We start from the raw sequence: 16,578 nt of genomic DNA, 5'->3' as shown, positions 1-16,578 counted from the left end.
TCTGCTTTCAGGCGGTATTTGCCAGCGCGGCCTGGGCGCCGGGCAGGGTGTGGCGCAGCCCCTCGGCGACGGCCTCGGCGCTGCGGCGGTGGTGAAATTCTGCGGCGATACGCGCGCGTGACGCCTGCGCCAGCCGTGCGGCATGGTCAGGATCAGCGATCAGCGCGGCAATGGCCTCGGTCATCACGGCAGGCTGTTCGGGCGGCACCAGAACGGCGTCGCGCCCGCTTTCGATCAGTTCGTGATTGCCGCCGACATCGGTGACGACGACCGGCATCTCCATCGCCATCGCCTCCATGATCGCGACCGAGATGCCTTCGTTCAGGCTGGCCAGCGCGAAAATATGCGCCCGCTCAAGCGCGTCGCGCACGGCGGTTTCATTGATTGCGCCCAGCAAGGTCACTGCGTCCGACAGTCCCTTGGCGCGGATGATGCCCTCAAGATGCTGGCGATAGCCGCTGCCGCCCTGTTCGTCCTCTCCGGCGATTTCCAGCCGTGCGTCGATGCCGCGGGCGCGCAATTGTCCGATCGTCTCGATCAGGTGATCATGGCCCTTGACCGCGTTCAGCCGCCCGCAGGAAAAGATGCGGACCGGGCCACCGGCGGCGGGCGGTTGCCAGGGCGTGGATCGCTTGATCTGCGACAAATCCACGCCCATCGGCGCAAGGTTCACGAAGCCCGGCAGATCGGTGCCGATCTCCTGCTGCGCCACGCGCGTCAGCAACCGCGATATGATGGTCGCGAACCGCGCATGTCGCCATTTCTGGCGTTGGTTCGGTCCATATCCTTCCAGCGTCGGGCCGTGCAGGGTCAGGCTGTAGCTGGGCCCGCCCAGCCTTTCGGCCAGCATGGCGATGTTCAGACTGTCCGCGCAGCTATGGACATGCACGTGATGCCAGCCCTGTTCGCGCGCGATCCGCTTCAGCCGGGCACCCATCAGCAAAAGCCCCAGCATCCGCGCGCGGCCTTTGGCACCGCCATGCGTTTCGGCCGTCATCGCCGCCGACAGTCCCCGCAGCGTCCCGGTTGGCGAGCGCAGCATTTCGCCCACCGCTTTTGCCGCATCGCCTGCCGAAATCGGCGTCAGATAGCGGGTGCGGCCCTGCGCCTCGGCAGTCCAGCTGTGCGAGGCGACCTTGCGCGGCGGCGGGCGGGTCGAGATCAGGTCGGCATCGACGCCCAGTTCGGCCAATGCCTGCCGTTCGCGCCATAAAAAGATATGGGTCTGGCCCGGAAATTCGGGAATGAAGAAACCAATGCGCAACAAGTCCGAGCCTCCAAAACGGGTCGTCCGATTGGTCGCACGAGGCGGACGGCCAATCAAGCGATCCCGTCAGGTCTGCCTTATCCCGCGCGGCGACTGGAATTGCCCATGGCCCGCGCGCGCTTGCGTGCATCGCTTTCGAACAACGCGGCAAGCTGTTCGGTCATGGCGCCCGCAAGCTGTTCGGCATCGGTGATGGTAACGGCGCGCTGGTAATAGCGCGTCACGTCATGGCCGATGCCGATGGCCAGCAGTTCCACCTGCTTGCGCTTTTCGATCATGGCGATCACGTCGCGCAGGTGCTTTTCCAGATAGTTCGCCGGATTGACCGACAGCGTGCTGTCATCGACCGGCGCCCCGTCCGAGATCACCATCAGGATGCGGCGCTGTTCGGGGCGCTTGACCAGACGCTTATGCGCCCATTCCAGCGCCTCGCCGTCGATGTTTTCTTTCAGCAGCCCTTCCTTCATCATCAGGCCAAGGTTGGGGCGCACGCGCCGCCACGGCGCATCCGCCGCCTTGTAGATGATGTGGCGCAGGTCGTTCAGCCGCCCCGGATGGGCCTGACGCCCTTCGGTCAGCCATTTCTCGCGGCTCATGCCGCCTTTCCACGCGCGGGTGGTAAAGCCAAGGATTTCGACCTTGACCTGCGACCGTTCCAGCGTGCGCGCCAGAACATCGGCGCAGATCGCCGCGATGCTGATCGGACGTCCGCGCATCGAACCCGAGTTGTCCAGCAGCAGCGTCACCACCGTATCGCGGAACTCGGTATCCTTCTCGACCTTGAAGGACAGGGGCGTGGTCGGGTTCGCGACGACGCGGGCAAGGCGGCCTGCATCCAGCACGCCCTCCTCCTTGTCGAATTCCCAGCTGCGGTTCTGCTGGGCCTGCAAGCGGCGCTGCAATTTGTTGGCCAGCCGCGACACGGCCCCGCGCAAGGGCTCAAGCTGCTTGTCCAGATAGGCGCGCAGCCGTTCCAGTTCGGCGGGATCGGCAAGGTCTTCGGCGCGGATCTCCTCGTCGAATTCCTGCGTATAGACCTTGTAATCCGCGCTGGCTTCGCTGACCGGAGGCGGCATGTCGGGGGGCGTGTCGGCCTCGGACATCTCGGCCTCATCGGCCATTTCCTCGTCGGCCATGTCATCCATGCTGACCTGAGCCTGACGTTCGTCCTGCGTCTGTTCCTGCGTGCGCTCGGGCGAGGCTTCGGCGTCTTCGCCCTGTTCCTGATCGTTGGACTGGTTGTCGCCCGCTTCCTCATCTTGCTCGGCGTTGTCCTCGGCCTCGTCTTCCTGCGGCTGGTCGGGGTCTTCGCCCAACTGATCGCCATAGCCAAGGTCCGAGATTACCTGCCGCGCCAGCCGCGCGAACGCCGCCTGATCGGTCAGCGAATGGGCCAGATTGTCCAGCGTGCCGCCCGCCTGTTCCTCGACGAAGGGCTGCCACAGATCGGCGACATGCTGGGCCGAGGGTGGCAGTTTCCGCCCCGTCGCTGCCTGCCGCAGCAGATAGCCCGCCGCGACCGACAGCGGCGCATCGGTGGCCGACTTGATCTGGCCGTAACCCTTGCGGTCGGCTTCCTGTCCCAGCTTGGCGTCGATATTGGACAGCGCGCCGGGCATGTCGCGGGCCCCCAGCGCCTCGCAACGCGCGGTTTCCATCGCTTCGTAAAGGTCGCGCGCCATCGGGCCGGTGGGGGCGTATTTCAGATGCGTCGCGGTGTCGTGGTGGCGGCGCTTCATCGCCAGCGCATCCGCCGTGCCCCGCGCCATCAGCACCTCGTCCCGCGTCATGCGGCGGCTGACCTGCGGCAGGCGCATGGTATCGCCCGAGACGCCCGAGGGGTCGGCGCTGAAGGTCACGTTCAGTTCGTGGTCCTGAGACAGGGCACGCGTGGCCTCGGTCAGGGCTTTCTTGAACGGATCGGCGGGGTTGTCGGATTTTTTCATGGCTATTTTTCGATTGCAGGAGCCGGTTGCGCTATTGCAGCCACCTGATCCCAATTTTCAAGATACCGGTCCAGCCATCCCAGTCGATAGGGTGTTTCGGGACCCATTAGCCTTTCGTAGTCGGGCAAAAGGCGACGAATACTTGAATCGTTACGCTTTTGCCCGCGCGCTCCGGGCTTGGAAAGCCAAGTTGCATGGCTGATCTGAACCACATCGGCGACAGTCGCGCTTGGAATAACATGCACCGACGCAGATGCAGATGCAGTTTTGCCAAGATCGACGAAGCAATAGAAAATCCGAGGGTTTCTCAGGCTTTCATGCTTCTGCCTCATATGCCAGCCGCCATCGCTGCCCTTGTCCCACCGCGTTTTTACCTGAAAGGCACAAAGCTGTGTGCCTTCCACCGAGGTAACCACGATGTCAAAGTTGGGGACGCCCTGAGGTGCCAGAGCGGCGATATATCCGCGCGATAGAAGCCGCGACATGACCAGATGCTCGCCTGCGGCACCAGTCATTGTTGTGGCATCTATCGCGTTCATCACCCCGCCTTGACCGCCGCGCTTTCCGGCAGTTCCTCGTCGAACAGGCGCTGATAGAACTCGGCGACCGTCTGGCGCTCCAGCTCATCACACTTGTTCAGGAAGGTCAGGCGGAAGGCATAGCCCACATTGTCGCCAAAGATGCGCGAGTTCTGCGCCCATGCGATCACCGTGCGCGGCGACATGACCGTGGACAAGTCGCCCTGCATGAAGGCAGTGCGGGTCAGGTCGGCCAAGGTCACCATCTGGTTGATGATCTTGCGGCCCTTTTCGGTGTTGTAGGTCGGGTTCTTGGCCAGAACGATCGCGGCCTCGGCGTCATGCGACAGATAGTTCAGCGTCGAGACCAGCGACCAGCGGTCCATCTGGCCTTGGTTGATCTGCTGCGTGCCGTGGTAAAGGCCGGTCGTGTCGCCCAGACCCACGGTGTTGGCGGTCGCGAACAGGCGGAAATAGGGGTTCGGCGTGATGACCTCGTTCTGGTCCAGCAGGGTCAGCTTGCCGTCGGCCTCCAGCACGCGCTGGATCACGAACATCACGTCGGCGCGGCCCGCGTCATATTCGTCGAAGACGATGGCGGTCGGGTTGCGCAGCGCCCAAGGCAGGATGCCCTCGTGGAATGTCGTGACCTGCTTGCCATCGACCAGCTTGATCGCGTCCTTGCCGATCAGGTCGATCCGGCTGACATGGCTGTCAAGGTTCACCCGCACGCAGGGCCAGTTCAGGCGCGCGGCGATCTGTTCGATATGCGTGGATTTCCCCGTGCCGTGATAGCCCTGGATCATCACGCGGCGGTTATAGGCAAAGCCCGCCAGAATCGCCATCGTGGTGTCGGGGTCGAACTTATAGGTGGTGTCGATCTCGGGGACACGTTCGGTTCGGTCGGCAAAGCCCTTCACCTTCATGTCGCTGTCGAGGCCGAAAACCTCGCGCAGGTCGATCTCTTCGGTGGGTTTGGCGTTCACGTCCAGCATCCTCGGGGCCCTTTCCTCGCAACGAAAGACTTGTTCGCGCATTTGCGGGTGACGTGCAAGCGTCTCGGGCGTGGGCGGAATACCGCCGTGCGGTTTCGTTGACCCGCCCAAAGGTGGCGCCTAGATTGAACCGACCACCGGAAAGAAAGGACCGCGCCCCATTGTCTGATGCCCGGCTGATCGAACTGGACGAGCTGATCGCGCGTGCCGCACAAGGCGACCGGCCCGCATTTGATGGGCTTTACGACCTGACCTCGGCCCGGCTTTACGCGCTGATCCTGTCGCTTTTGCCCAACCGGCCCGAGGCCGAGGATGTGCTGGCGCAGTCCTTCGTCGCGGTCTGGCGTCAGGCAGGGCAGTATCCTGCAAGCGGATTGACGCCGATGGCGTGGCTGATGACGCAGGCACGCGGGCAGGCGGTCGAGCGGCTGCGCGCGCGGGGCGAACAACTGCCCGAAGCCAGGGTGACATCCAGCGATGATGACGCGCTGGCTGCGGATTTCGCGCTGGCGGCGCTGGCAGGCGACGCGGCAACAGCTGCGGCGGCGCGCCATGATAGCGACGCCGATTTCGCCCGCCGCGTTCGGGATAGTCAGGAACAGCTTGCCCGGAACGCCTTGGCGCTGACCCCTGTGATGCCGCCCGCCCGTGCCCGCCAGCGGATGCGCGAGGCTTTGGGCCATGCCCAGCCCCCCTTTGCCGAGGTGCTGGACGCCCGCATCCGCTGGTGGCAGCGCCCGCTGCCGCTGCTAGGGGCCATTGCCGTCGTGATCGCGGTCGCGGCAGTGCTGCTGGTGCCTTTGCTGCGTCCGGCCTCGGGCAAGGATTACCAGACGCAGATCGTGTCACAGCCCGCCGGTTTGCGCGTCGATTTCAGCCTGAACGACCGCAGGATGCATGTCGCGCTGCAAAGCGGGGCCGCGCCGGTCGGGCGGGATTGGGAAATCTGGTGGATGCCGCCGGGCGACGCCCCCCCGGTGTCGCTGGGCCTTGTTCCCCAGCAAGAGGGCGAGGTCAGTCGCGACCTGCCCCGCACCATCAACCCCGAGGATGGCGTCCAGATCGCACTGTCCGACGAACCCGAGGGCGGATCGCCCAACGGGCAGGCAACGGGACCGATCATGGCCATCTCTCCGTTGAATTTGCCCAATTCGCCCTAGAAACGTGGGCAAGGCGTTGAACCGTCTTGCTCTTGTCGCGTTCCTTGCCCAAATCTCCGGTTCAACGGATCGTGAATGAAAGGCCTTGGGACATGAGCGGATTGCTGGCGCTTTTGGATGACGTGGCGGGCATCGCCAAGATCGCCGCCGCGTCGGTGGACGATGTGGCGGGGCAGGCGGCCAAGGCGGGGGCCAAGGCTGCGGGGGCAGTGATCGACGATGCCGCCGTGACGCCGAAATATGTCCACGGCTTTTCCGCCAAGCGCGAGCTGCCCATCGTGATGAAGATCGCGCGCGGCTCGATGTTCAACAAGCTGGTGATCCTGCTGCCCATCGCGCTGCTGCTTTCGGCCTTTGCGCCTTGGGCGATTTCGCCCTTGCTGATGCTGGGCGGTGCCTATCTGTGCTTTGAAGGCGCGGAAAAGGTCGCGCATGTGTTTGGTCATCACGAAGTCAACGAACCCCAGTTGCAGACCACGCCCGACGGTGGCGCCGGGCTGGAGGAGGAGCGCGTGGCGGGCGCGATCAAGACCGACTTCATCCTGTCGGCCGAAATCATGACGATCGCGCTGGCCGCGATCCCCGACGGCGACCCCCTATGGAAAGAGGCGCTGATCCTTGCCATCGTCGGCATCGGCATCACCGTCGCCGTTTACGGCTTTGTCGCGCTGATCGTGAAGGCGGATGACTTTGGCCTGCATCTTGCCGAACGCGGCGGGGTGCTGGCGGGGCTGGGGCGCGGTATCGTGCATGTCATGCCGGGCTTCATGAAGGTGCTGACCATCGTGGGCACTGCCGCGATGATCTGGGTCGGCGGTCAGATCGTGGTTCACGGGCTGCACGAACTGGGCCAGCACCAGCCTTACGAATGGGTGCATCACATGGCGCAGGCCGCAGCCGCCGCGCTGCCTGCCGCGCCGGGTCTGGCCGAATGGGCGACCACGGCATTCTTTGACGGTATCTTTGGCCTGCTGCTGGGGTTCCTGCTGATCCCGATTGCGAATTACGTCATCTCTCCGGCGATCGGGATGGCCAAGGGGATGTTCGGCAAGGCGTGACGCTTGCCCTTGGCGGCGTGGCGCGGTTTAACTGCCATACCGCCAAGGAGACTGCCCATGACCATCCCCGCCAACGCTGCCGAAGCCCTGTCGCAACTGCTGGGCCCGCGCTTTTCCCAGTCGCAGGCCGATCGCGACCTGCATGGCCAGTCGGAAACGTTCCACACTGCCCCTCCACCCGATGCGGTCGTCTGGCCGCTGACCACCGCCGAGGTGTCGCAGGTCATGGCGATATGCCAACAGCACCTGATCCCGGTGATCGGCTGGGGCACGGGCACCTCGCTTGAAGGGCACGCGCTGGCGATCCATGGCGGCATCGTGATCGACCTGATGAAGATGGACCGCGTGCTGGACATCCGGTCCGAAGATTTGCAGGTCAGCGTCCAGCCCGGCGTCACGCGCGAGGCATTGAACACCGAACTGCGCGCCACCGGCCTGTTCTTTCCCGTCGATCCCGGCGCGAATGCCAGCCTTGGCGGCATGGCTGCAACGCGGGCCAGCGGCACGACCGCCGTGCGCTACGGCACGATGCGCGACAATGTCCTGGCGCTGGAGGTGGTTCTGGCCGATGGCCGCATCATCCGCACAGGCACCCGCGCCGCGAAATCGTCTGCGGGCTATGACCTGACCGGCCTGTTCGTCGGGTCCGAAGGCACGCTGGGCATCATCACCGAGCTGACCCTGCGCCTGCATGGCCAGCCCGAGGAAGTGGCCAGCGCCGTCTGCGCCTTTCCCAACCTTGAGGCGGCGGTGGAATGCGTCACGGCCACCATCCAGTCGGGCATCCCGATGGCACGGATCGAATTCGTCGATGCCGATGCCGCGCGGGCCTTTAATCAGGCATCAGGCAGCCAGATGCGGGAACAGCCGCATCTGATGGTGGAATTCAACGGCTCGCCCGTATCGGTCAGGGAGGATGCCGAAAAGTTCGGCGAGCTTGCGACCGATTTCGGCGGACAGGGCTTCGACTGGGCCACCACCCCCGAGGAACGCGCCGCGCTTTGGCGGATGCGCCACGGTGCCTATCGCGCCTGCCTTGCGCTGCGCCCCGGCGCAACGGCCGTGGTCACCGATGTCTGCGTGCCCATGTCGCATCTGGCCGCGCAGGTGGCGGCGGCCGCCGCCGACATCAGGGCCGAAGGGCTGGTCGGTCCCATGGTCGGCCATGTCGGCGATGGCAATTTCCATTCGCAACTGCTTGTCATGCCGGGCGATGCCGATGAACTGGCTGCCGCCAAGCGCGTGGCAGGACGCATGGCCGAACGTGCGCTGTCGGTCGGCGGCACGATCACCGGAGAACATGGCGTGGGTATCGGCAAACGCCCCCTGATGCGCGCCCAGCATGGCGACGCGGTTGATGTGATGGCCGCGATCAAGGCGGCGCTTGATCCGCAGGGCATCATGAATCCGGGCAAGGTGATCCCGGATTAAGGGCGTTGACCTTGCTTTGGCGGGCCGCGATCATCGGCGCCGTTCACCATTGCCAAGGTCATCCCCCGTGTCGCGCATTGCCCGCTATCTGACGCATCCGCAGGTTCAGGTGGACCCGCTGGTCCCGGTCCCCGAATGGTCGCTGAACGCCGTGGGCCATGCCCGCGTCGCAGCACTTGCCGCGACCCCCGCCGCGCTGGGACGGACAAACCGCATCATCTCCAGCGCCGAGGTCAAGGCGCTGCAGACCGCACACCCACTGGCCGACGCGCTGGGGCTGGCGGTCGAGACGCGGCCTGCCATGCACGAAAACGACCGCAGCGCCACGGGCTTCCTGCCCCCCGATGAATTTGAGCGGGTGGCCGACCAGTTCTTTGCCCATCCGACGCAAAGCGTGCGGGGCTGGGAAACCGCGCAGGCCGCGCAGGCGCGCATCTTGGCCGAGGTCGATGCCTGCCTTGCCGGTCACGCGCAGGGCGATGTGCTGTTCGTCGGGCATGGCGGCGTCGGCACGCTGCTTTATTGCGCGTTGGCGGGCCAGCCTATCGACCGCCGTTTCGATCAGGGGCCGGGCGGCGGGGGCTGCTGGTTCGAATTCGACATCGCGACGCGCAAACCGGCGTCCGGCTGGCAGCCGATCGAGACGCTGCTGCCGTCCCTGACACATTCGTGACTGTCACGCCATCGTGACAGAACTCTGCGCCTTTGCGATAAAGGCCGAAAGCGCCGGAGGACAGGCGCGAGGGCAGAGGGCAGTCATGAAGTTTATTACACGCATTCTGTCGGTGCTTATGCTGGTCGCGCTTGCGGCTTGCGGCGGCGCACCGACGCAACAGCGCGCCGTCATGGTCGGGCAGGGGCTTGGCCCCAAATTCGGCGACAGCCAACCGCATCCGTGGGTCGGCGGTCATCCCTATGACCACCCGGTCCATGGCATCGACGTGTCGCGCTATCAGGGCGATATCGACTGGAGCCGGGTGCGCAGCTCGGGCGTCAGCTTCGCCTTTATTAAGGCGACCGAGGGGGGCGACCATTCGGATCCGAACTTCCGCCGTTACTGGTATGAAGCGGGGCAGGCGCGCATTCCACGCGGCGCCTATCATTATTTCTACTTCTGCCGCTCCGGTGCGCAGCAGGCGGCGTGGTTCATCCAGAACGTGCCGCGCGAACGCGGTGCGCTGCCGCCGGTGCTGGATCTGGAATGGACGGCATCCAAGACCTGTCCGCATCGCCCGCCAAGCCACGAAGTCCTGCGCGAGGCCAAGATTTTCAAGGACATCCTGCATCAGTATTACGGGCAGCGTCCGATCATCTACACCACCGTGGACTTCTACCGTGACAACAATCTGGGCTCGTGGCCCGAGGAGTTCTGGCTGCGCTCGGTCGCGGGCCATCCGCGCATCGTCTATCCGGGCCAGCGTTATTCGTTCTGGCAATATACTGGCACGGGAATCGTGCCGGGTATCCGGGGCAATGTAGACCTGAACGTGTTCGCCGGAGATCCTGTGCAATGGCGCCAATGGCTGAGCCGACGCTTGCAGTAACCAGACGACGCACCCTGCTATGGGTGGAGTTCGGGGCGCTCTATATCGGGGCGCCCTTGGGCATCGCGCTGTTCATGCCCGGCAACCTGCTATTCGAGGCGCTGGCCGTCTTCAGCGCCGCGGGCCTTGCGTTGCTGTGGTTCACCGGCGGGTTCCGCTGGCGCAGCCTGATCAGGGGCTGGAGCCGGGTTCCCCTGCTGGAGTTGGCGGGCATCGCGCTGATCACGCTGGTCGCGGGCGTCCTGATCCTGTGGCTGACCCGCCCCGAGTCGCTTTTCTCCATGGCGCGGTCCCATCCCGAACGGGTGCTGCTGATCTGGGCGTTCTACCCGCTTCTGTCGGCCCTGCCGCAAGAGCTGATCTTTCGCCCGCTGTTCTTTCATCGCTATGCCGCGCTGCTGCCCGAAGGGCGGGGGGCCATCGCGCTGAATGCCGCGATCTTTTCATTCGCGCATCTGATGTATTGGTCTTGGGTCGTGGCGCTGATGACGTTTCTGGGGGGCTGGGCCTTTGCCCGCGCCTATCTGAACCGGGGCTTTCCGGCGGCTTGGTTGCTGCACGCGGTGGCGGGAAATGTGCTGTTCGCCGTGGGAATGGGGGCATACTTCTATTCCGGCAATGTGGTCCGACCGTTCTGAACGCTTGACTTCCCCCGCCCGTCACGGTTCATGCGTGGCCTGATACGCAAGGGGAAAAACGATGAGCGCCTATCGCAGCCATACCTGCGGCCAGCTGACTGCCGCAGCCGCCGGGTCCGAAATCCGTCTGTCGGGTTGGGTCCATCGCGTCCGCGACCACGGCGGCGTGCTGTTCATCGACCTGCGCGACCATTACGGCATCACGCAGGTCATCGCCGACAGCGACAGCCCCGCCTTTTCGGCGCTGGAAAAACTGCGCGCCGAAACCGTGATCCGCATCGACGGCCGCGTGAAACTGCGCGATGCGTCGCTGGTGAACCCCAAGCTGCCGACCGGCGAGATCGAGGTCTATGCCACGGATGTCGAGGTTCTGGGTGCCTCGGATGACCTGCCGCTGCCGGTCTTTGGCGATCAGGACTATCCCGAAGAAACCCGCCTGACCTATCGTTTCCTGGATCTGCGCCGCGAAACGCTGCACAACAACATCATGCTGCGTTCGCAGGTTGTGCGTTCGATCCGCAACCGGATGTGGGATCAGGGTTTCACCGAATTCCAGACGCCGATCATCACCGCGTCCAGCCCCGAAGGCGCGCGCGATTTTCTGGTTCCCTCGCGTCTGCATCCGGGCAAGTTCTATGCACTGCCGCAGGCGCCGCAGCAGTTCAAGCAGCTGATCATGGTCGCGGGCTTCGACAAGTATTTCCAGATCGCGCCCTGCTTCCGCGACGAAGACCCGCGCGCCGACCGCAGCCCCACCGATTTCTACCAGCTTGACCTTGAGATGTCGTTTGTCGAGCAGGAAGACATCTTCGCCACCATCCAGCCGGTCATTCAGGGCCTGTTCGAGGAATTCGGCAAGGGCCGTCCGGTCGATACCAACTGGCCGCGCATCGCTTATGCGGAATCGATGCTGAAATACGGCAGCGACAAGCCCGACCTGCGCAACCCGATCGAGATGCAGATCGTCAGCGACCATTTCCGCGGCTCGGGCTTTGCGATCTTTGCCAAGCTGCTGGAGCAGGACGGCACCGAGGTTCGCGCCATTCCCGCGCCCAAGGGCGGCAGCCGCAAATTCGCCGACCGCATGAACGCCTTTGCCCAACAGCAGGGTCTGCCGGGCATGGGCTATATCTTCTGGCGCAAGGCCGAGGATGGCAGCACCGAAGCCGCCGGTCCTATCGCCAAAGCCCTTGGCGCTGAACCCACCGAGGCGCTGCGCCTGCAACTGGGTCTGGGTGAGGGCGATGCCGCCTTCTTCCTGGGCGGCAAGCCGGAACAGTTCGAGGCCGTCGCGGGCCGCGCCCGCAACGTGATCGGGCAGGAACTGGGTCTGACCGACGAAAACCAGTTCAAATTCGCCTGGATCGTCGATTTCCCGATGTATGAGAAAACCGACGACGGCAAGATCGACTTCAGCCACAACCCCTTCAGCATGCCGCAGGGCGGGCTTGAGGCGCTGTCGGGCGATCCGCTGGCGGTCAAGGGCTATCAGTACGACCTGGCCTGCAACGGCTATGAGCTGATCTCGGGTGCGATCCGTAACCACAAGCCGGAAATCATGTTCAAGGCGTTTGAACTGGCAGGCTACGGCGCGGATGAGGTCGAGAAACGCTTTGGCGGCATGGTCAAGGCCTTCCGCTATGGCGCTCCGCCCCACGGCGGTTGTGCGGCTGGTATCGACCGGATCGTGATGCTGCTGGCGGACGAACAGAACATCCGCGAAGTCATCATGTTCCCGATGAACCAGCGCGCCGAAGACCTGATGATGGGCGCGCCCAGCGAACCCACCAACGAACAGATGCGCGAATTGCGCCTGCGTGCGCTGCCCAAGGAATAAGGCGCGCGCCCTGACGATTGCCGAAAGCCCAAGCGGCTTTCGGCGAATGCTTGCTGCAATGCGGCATCCCCCCAAAAGCGTGAACTGACCTTTCCGGCTGGCCGTGCGATAAGCGTGGCAGACGACCTTCCCGGCTGGACAGGTGATTTGCATGACTTTTGGATTTCCCGAACTTGCGGCGATCCGCCTTGGCTATGGGCTTTCGCCGCTGATGCCGCCGCCCAAGGATGCCGCGGCCGTGCTGGCTGCCGTCGATACCGCTGGCCCCGGCCCCGAGGCGGTGACGACCGACAAAGCCCGCGAAATGAGCCTGCGCCTTGCCGATCTGACCAAGGCCCGCAAGGACGGCGGCGAGGCGGAAAAGCTGGAATATCAGGTATATAACCGCGAACTTAGCCGGATGCTGGTGCGTGACCTGCAGCGCCGCATGGTGCGCGCGGTCGATGATCCGGTGGGCTTTGGCGAACGGCTGGTGCAGTTCTGGGCCGACCATTTCACCGTCGCTCCGATGAGTTCGGGCAACCAGCCGCTTGCCATGGCCTTTGTGGACGAAGCGATCCGCCCGCATGTGAATGGCCGCTTTGAAGACATGTTCTTTGCCGCCGACACGCATCCGATGATGTTGCTGTATCTGAACCAGAACAGCAGCCGTGGTCCCAACTCTCCGTTTGCCAAGCGTCGCCCCGAAAAGGATTTCGGCCTGAACGAAAACCTTGCCCGTGAGGCGATGGAGCTGCATTCGCTGGGCGTTGGTGCGCCCTATACGCAGGACGACGTGCGACAACTGGCCGAGCTGCTGACCGGGCTGGGCTATACCTCGCGCGAGGGATTCACCTTCAAGCCGCAGATGGCCGAGCCGGGGGCGGAAACCGTGCTGGGCAAAAGCTATGGCGGGCAACGCCGTGGCGGGCTGCAGGATATTCAGGCCGCGTTTCGCGACATTGCCCGTCGCCCCGAAACGGCGCAATTCGTGTCGCGCAAACTGGCGGTGCATTTCATTTCGGACGACCCGTCCGATGCGCTGGTGCAGGCGATGGCCGCGACCTGGCGCGACACGGGCGGAGATCTGCCGCAAGTCTATCGCGTGATGGTGACCCATGCCGATCTGGCAAGCGACATGCGCAAAAAGGTGCGTCAGCCCTTTGATCTGCTGGTGTCGGGCTATCGCGCCCTTGGGATCACCGGGGACGACCTGATGGCGCTGGATTTTCCGCAACTGCCCAGCCAGACCTTCGACACGATGAACCGCATGGGCCAGCCATGGTCGCGCCAGACCGGCCCGGACGGCTGGCCCGAACATGCCGATGCGTGGATCGCGCCGCAGATGCTGGCCGCGCGTATCAACTGGTCGCTGCAGATGCCCAGCAGGATGCTGAAACGACAGCTGCCCGACCCGCGCGAATTCCTGCAGACCGCCTTGGGCGGCACGCATTCCGAACAGTTGGCCTGGGCGGTGCCCAAGGCCGAAAGCGAAGTCGAGGGGGTGGCGCTTGTGCTGGCCTCGACCGATTTCAACCGGCGATAGGAGGCGATGATGATCGAACTGGACCGGCGCCTGTTTCTGAAAAGCGCAGCCCTGATCGGCTGCTCGGCAGCAGCGCATCCGCTGATGACGTCGATGACCTTCGCCTCGGTCCCGTCGGACAACCGGCTGGTGGTGATCATCCTGCGCGGCGCGATGGACGGGTTGGACGTGATCCAGCCCTACGGCGATCCGATGCTGGCCAAGCTGCGCCAGCAGATTTCGACCGGCCCGGACAATGGCGCGCTGGATCTGGACGGATTTTACGCGCTGCACCCCAAGCTGCAGCCGCTGATGCCCCTTTGGCAGAAGGGCGAACTGGCCTTTGCCCATGCCGTTTCGACCCCCTATCGCGACAAGCGCAGTCATTTCGATGGTCAGGACTTGCTTGAGGCGGGGACCGGCAACGACCTGCCGGTGGATAATCAGGTCGGCGGCTGGCTGAACCGCTTGCTGCAAAGTATGCCCCAGACTTCGGCAGAGACAGCCTATGCGGTGGGTGTGGAGCAGATGCGCATTCTGTCGGGACAGGCCGCGCATCTCAGCTGGGCGCCACGCGCCTCGCTCACGCTGTCGCCTCAGGCGCAGATGCTGCTTGAGCATGTCTATCACGACGATCCGCTGTTTCGGGACGCGGCGCGTGATGCCGTCCGCATCGGGTCCGAGACCGAAATGGGCGAACGCGCGCAGGGCCCGACCGGCGATGCTGTCGCCTTGGGGAATTTCGCGGCGAACCGGCTGAACGGGGAATCGCGCATCGCGGCTTTTTCGATTGCCGGCTGGGATACCCATGCCAACCAGTCGCAGACCTTGGGTCGGTCGCTGGACCGGCTTGCGGCGGCCATTCTGGCGCTGCGCGACGGGCTGGGCCAGAACTGGCAGCGCACGACCGTGCTGGCCATGACCGAATTCGGCCGCACCGTGCGCGAAAACGGCTCGGCCGGGACCGATCACGGCACGGGCGGGGCGATGCTGATGGCGGGCGGGGCCATTCGCGGCGGTCGCGCTTTTGGCGATTGGCCGGGGCTGGGTGACGGCCAGCTTTATGCGGATCGCGACCTGATGCCCACGCGCGACATCCGCGCCTATGCCGCATGGGCGATGCGCGGGTTGTTCGGCACCGACCGCGAGATGCTGGAGCGCAGCATCTTTCCGGGACTTGACCTTGGCGGCGATCCGAAGATGCTGGCCTGACAGTTATAAAGACGCATCAGGACAGCATGACCGACAGACCCATTGGCCCACTGGTGCAGGGCTTTGTCACCCCGCCCGCGCCCGGTCCAGACCGGATCGCGGGTATCCACGTCACGCTTGAGCGGCTGGACCCTGCCCGTCACGCGGACGACCTGTTCCACGCCAATCAGGGGCAGGACTGGGTATGGGATTACATGCCCTATGGCCCCTTTGCGACGCTGCAGGATTATCGCGACTGGCAGGCGCAGGCGGCTGCCAAATCCGATCCGTTCTTTTACGCGTTGCGCGACAATCGCAGCGGTGCGGTTGGCGGTGTCGCATCATACCTGCGCATCGACCCGGCCAATGGCGTGATTGAGATTGGCCATATCGAGATTGCGCCCACACTTCAGCGCAGCCCCGCCGCGACCGAGGCGATTTCGCTGATGATCCGCTGGGCATTCGAGGCGGGCTATCGCCGCGTCGAATGGAAATGCAACGCGCTGAACGCGCCGTCAATGGCTGCGGCGCGACGCTATGGTTTTACCTACGAAGGCACGTTCCGCCAGCATATGCTGGTCCGGGGCCGTAACCGCGATTCCGCGTGGTTCGCGATCATGGATCACGAATGGGCACGGCTGGGTCCGGCCCATGCCGCTTGGCTGGCTCCTTCGAATTTCGCCCCCGATGGCAACCAGCGCCAGCGCCTGTCAGACCTGACCAGCCGCGCGCGTCAGGAAGAGTGAGCGGCGGCCAGACGGTCCTGCACCATGTCGCCGATGCGGGTCAGGTCCATGGCCAGAACACGTCCCCTTGCCCCGTCGCGGGCCAGCGCGGTTGCGGCATCCTCCAGCGGGCGGTCGTGGGATGCGCGGGCAATGCCTGCAAGGAACCGCGCAATATAGTCGATGGCGGCATCGTCATTGGCGACGGCCAGCACCTCGGCCACATGGGCCAGATCGTCGCGCAGCGCAGCCTGATCCGGCACGATCACATCGTCGGCCAGGATCACCGGGTCTTGCGGGCGGGCCTGCGGGGGCAGGGCGTCCAGAATGGCCTGTTGAAATCGGGCAAGGCTTTCGATGGGCTTGGTGATGAACCCGTCCGCCCCCGCCGCCATGGCCGCATCGCGATTGTCGGCATCGCCCGAGGTGCCAAGGATCACCGGAACGCGCGGGACGGCCTGCGCGACGGTGCGGATCATGTCGGCCCCGTCGCCATCGGGCAGGCCCATGTCGATGATGACCGCGACGGGGCGATAGGTCTGCAGATGCCGCAGCGCCGCCCGGATCGTATCCGCCCGCCTGATCCGCGCACCCGAACGAAGGCATAAAAGCCGCACCGCCTCGGACGCGACGCGGGAATCTTCGACCACCAGCACTGTCAGCCCGGTCAGGGGCCGGGCCGATGATGCGGCGGTCCAAGGCGGAATGTCGTCAACGGCGGTGTCGTTCATCACATGGTTCCCCGAATGGATCGCCCCCTTGAT

At 64.6% G+C, this 16,578-nt stretch carries 15 protein-coding genes; 10 read left to right on the top strand and 5 right to left on the bottom strand.

The window, feature by feature from the left end; all coding sequences use genetic code 11:
- Nucleotides 1–7: 7 nt before the first annotated feature.
- The 4 genes from epsE to cobS form a co-directional block, all read right to left on the bottom strand.
- The gene (gene epsE, locus FN835_RS00220) at nucleotides 8–1,267 is read right to left on the bottom strand and encodes an exopolysaccharide biosynthesis GT4 family glycosyltransferase EpsE (protein WP_142661179.1); all 1,260 of its coding nucleotides are present in this window, start codon (nucleotides 1,265–1,267) and stop codon (nucleotides 8–10) included.
- A 77-nt stretch (nucleotides 1,268–1,344) separates the two neighbouring features.
- Entirely contained in the window at nucleotides 1,345–3,213 is a 1,869-nt protein-coding gene (gene cobT / locus FN835_RS00215; protein ID WP_142661178.1) for a cobaltochelatase subunit CobT, read from the bottom strand.
- Nucleotides 3,214–3,215: 2 nt separating this feature from the next.
- Nucleotides 3,216–3,752, bottom strand: a complete 537-nt coding sequence (locus FN835_RS00210; protein ID WP_221930376.1) for a hypothetical protein — start codon at nucleotides 3,750–3,752, stop codon at nucleotides 3,216–3,218.
- Entirely contained in the window at nucleotides 3,752–4,726 is a 975-nt protein-coding gene (gene cobS / locus FN835_RS00205) for a cobaltochelatase subunit CobS (RefSeq protein ID WP_142661177.1), read from the bottom strand. The genes FN835_RS00210 and cobS overlap by 1 nt, the downstream gene beginning before the upstream one ends.
- A gap of 161 nt (nucleotides 4,727–4,887) precedes the next feature.
- On the opposite strand from cobS, the gene FN835_RS00200 reads away from it, so the two are divergent.
- From FN835_RS00200 to FN835_RS00155, 10 genes are all read left to right on the top strand, one after another.
- Entirely contained in the window at nucleotides 4,888–5,886 is a 999-nt protein-coding gene (locus FN835_RS00200; protein WP_185958531.1) for an anti-sigma factor domain-containing protein, read from the top strand.
- Nucleotides 5,887–5,978: 92 nt separating this feature from the next.
- Nucleotides 5,979–6,944, top strand: a complete 966-nt coding sequence (locus tag FN835_RS00195; protein ID WP_142661175.1) for a DUF808 domain-containing protein — start codon at nucleotides 5,979–5,981, stop codon at nucleotides 6,942–6,944.
- 57 nt (nucleotides 6,945–7,001) lie between these two features.
- Nucleotides 7,002–8,375 carry an FAD-binding oxidoreductase gene (locus FN835_RS00190; protein WP_142661174.1) on the top strand — a complete coding sequence of 458 codons (1,374 nt, stop codon included), beginning with the start codon at nucleotides 7,002–7,004 and terminating at the stop codon, nucleotides 8,373–8,375.
- Between the two features lie 67 nt (nucleotides 8,376–8,442).
- A complete protein-coding gene (locus tag FN835_RS00185) occupies nucleotides 8,443–9,048 on the top strand; it encodes a histidine phosphatase family protein (protein ID WP_142661173.1) in 606 nt (201 codons plus the stop codon).
- An 85-nt stretch (nucleotides 9,049–9,133) separates the two neighbouring features.
- The gene (locus FN835_RS00180) at nucleotides 9,134–9,919 is read left to right on the top strand and encodes a glycoside hydrolase family 25 protein (RefSeq protein ID WP_142661172.1); all 786 of its coding nucleotides are present in this window, start codon (nucleotides 9,134–9,136) and stop codon (nucleotides 9,917–9,919) included.
- Entirely contained in the window at nucleotides 9,895–10,557 is a 663-nt protein-coding gene (locus tag FN835_RS00175) for a CPBP family glutamic-type intramembrane protease (RefSeq protein WP_142661171.1), read from the top strand. Before FN835_RS00180 ends, FN835_RS00175 begins: the two co-directional genes overlap by 25 nt.
- Nucleotides 10,558–10,618: 61 nt before the next feature.
- The gene (gene aspS / locus FN835_RS00170) at nucleotides 10,619–12,394 is read left to right on the top strand and encodes an aspartate--tRNA ligase (RefSeq protein ID WP_142661170.1); all 1,776 of its coding nucleotides are present in this window, start codon (nucleotides 10,619–10,621) and stop codon (nucleotides 12,392–12,394) included.
- Between the two features lie 151 nt (nucleotides 12,395–12,545).
- Nucleotides 12,546–13,919, top strand: a complete 1,374-nt coding sequence (locus FN835_RS00165) for a DUF1800 domain-containing protein (protein ID WP_142661169.1) — start codon at nucleotides 12,546–12,548, stop codon at nucleotides 13,917–13,919.
- 9 nt (nucleotides 13,920–13,928) lie between these two features.
- A complete protein-coding gene (locus tag FN835_RS00160; RefSeq protein WP_142661168.1) occupies nucleotides 13,929–15,110 on the top strand; it encodes a DUF1501 domain-containing protein in 1,182 nt (393 codons plus the stop codon).
- 26 nt (nucleotides 15,111–15,136) lie between these two features.
- Nucleotides 15,137–15,835: a GNAT family N-acetyltransferase gene (locus FN835_RS00155; protein WP_142661167.1), complete on the top strand. Its 699-nt coding sequence runs from the start codon at nucleotides 15,137–15,139 to the stop codon at nucleotides 15,833–15,835.
- Here the strand turns inward: FN835_RS00155 and FN835_RS00150 are convergent.
- Nucleotides 15,823–16,545: a response regulator gene (locus tag FN835_RS00150; protein WP_142661166.1), complete on the bottom strand. Its 723-nt coding sequence runs from the start codon at nucleotides 16,543–16,545 to the stop codon at nucleotides 15,823–15,825. The two genes, FN835_RS00155 and FN835_RS00150, sit on opposite strands and share 13 nt — an antisense overlap.
- Nucleotides 16,546–16,578 lie beyond the last annotated feature (33 nt).

The organism is Paracoccus laeviglucosivorans (assembly GCF_900182695.1).
Taxonomy (GTDB): domain Bacteria; phylum Pseudomonadota; class Alphaproteobacteria; order Rhodobacterales; family Rhodobacteraceae; genus Paracoccus; species Paracoccus laeviglucosivorans.
Note: the sequence above shows the minus strand (reverse complement) of the source record. Positions and strands in the feature narration are given on the sequence as shown.

What these genes read in the sequence shown, in the direction of transcription:
- FN835_RS00155 (WP_142661167.1), top strand. Translation starts at nt 15,137, where the DNA reads ATGACCGACAGACCCATTGGCCCACTGGTGCAGGGCTTTGTCACCCCG.
- FN835_RS00160 (WP_142661168.1), top strand. Translation starts at nt 13,929, where the DNA reads ATGATCGAACTGGACCGGCGCCTGTTTCTGAAAAGCGCAGCCCTGATC.
- FN835_RS00190 (WP_142661174.1), top strand. Translation starts at nt 7,002, where the DNA reads ATGACCATCCCCGCCAACGCTGCCGAAGCCCTGTCGCAACTGCTGGGC.
- cobS (WP_142661177.1), bottom strand. Translation starts at nt 4,726, where the DNA reads ATGCTGGACGTGAACGCCAAACCCACCGAAGAGATCGACCTGCGCGAG.
- FN835_RS00195 (WP_142661175.1), top strand. Translation starts at nt 5,979, where the DNA reads ATGAGCGGATTGCTGGCGCTTTTGGATGACGTGGCGGGCATCGCCAAG.
- FN835_RS00150 (WP_142661166.1), bottom strand. Translation starts at nt 16,545, where the DNA reads ATGAACGACACCGCCGTTGACGACATTCCGCCTTGGACCGCCGCATCA.
- FN835_RS00180 (WP_142661172.1), top strand. Translation starts at nt 9,134, where the DNA reads ATGAAGTTTATTACACGCATTCTGTCGGTGCTTATGCTGGTCGCGCTT.
- FN835_RS00175 (WP_142661171.1), top strand. Translation starts at nt 9,895, where the DNA reads ATGGCTGAGCCGACGCTTGCAGTAACCAGACGACGCACCCTGCTATGG.
- cobT (WP_142661178.1), bottom strand. Translation starts at nt 3,213, where the DNA reads ATGAAAAAATCCGACAACCCCGCCGATCCGTTCAAGAAAGCCCTGACC.
- FN835_RS00210 (WP_221930376.1), bottom strand. Translation starts at nt 3,752, where the DNA reads ATGAACGCGATAGATGCCACAACAATGACTGGTGCCGCAGGCGAGCAT.
- FN835_RS00165 (WP_142661169.1), top strand. Translation starts at nt 12,546, where the DNA reads ATGACTTTTGGATTTCCCGAACTTGCGGCGATCCGCCTTGGCTATGGG.
- aspS (WP_142661170.1), top strand. Translation starts at nt 10,619, where the DNA reads ATGAGCGCCTATCGCAGCCATACCTGCGGCCAGCTGACTGCCGCAGCC.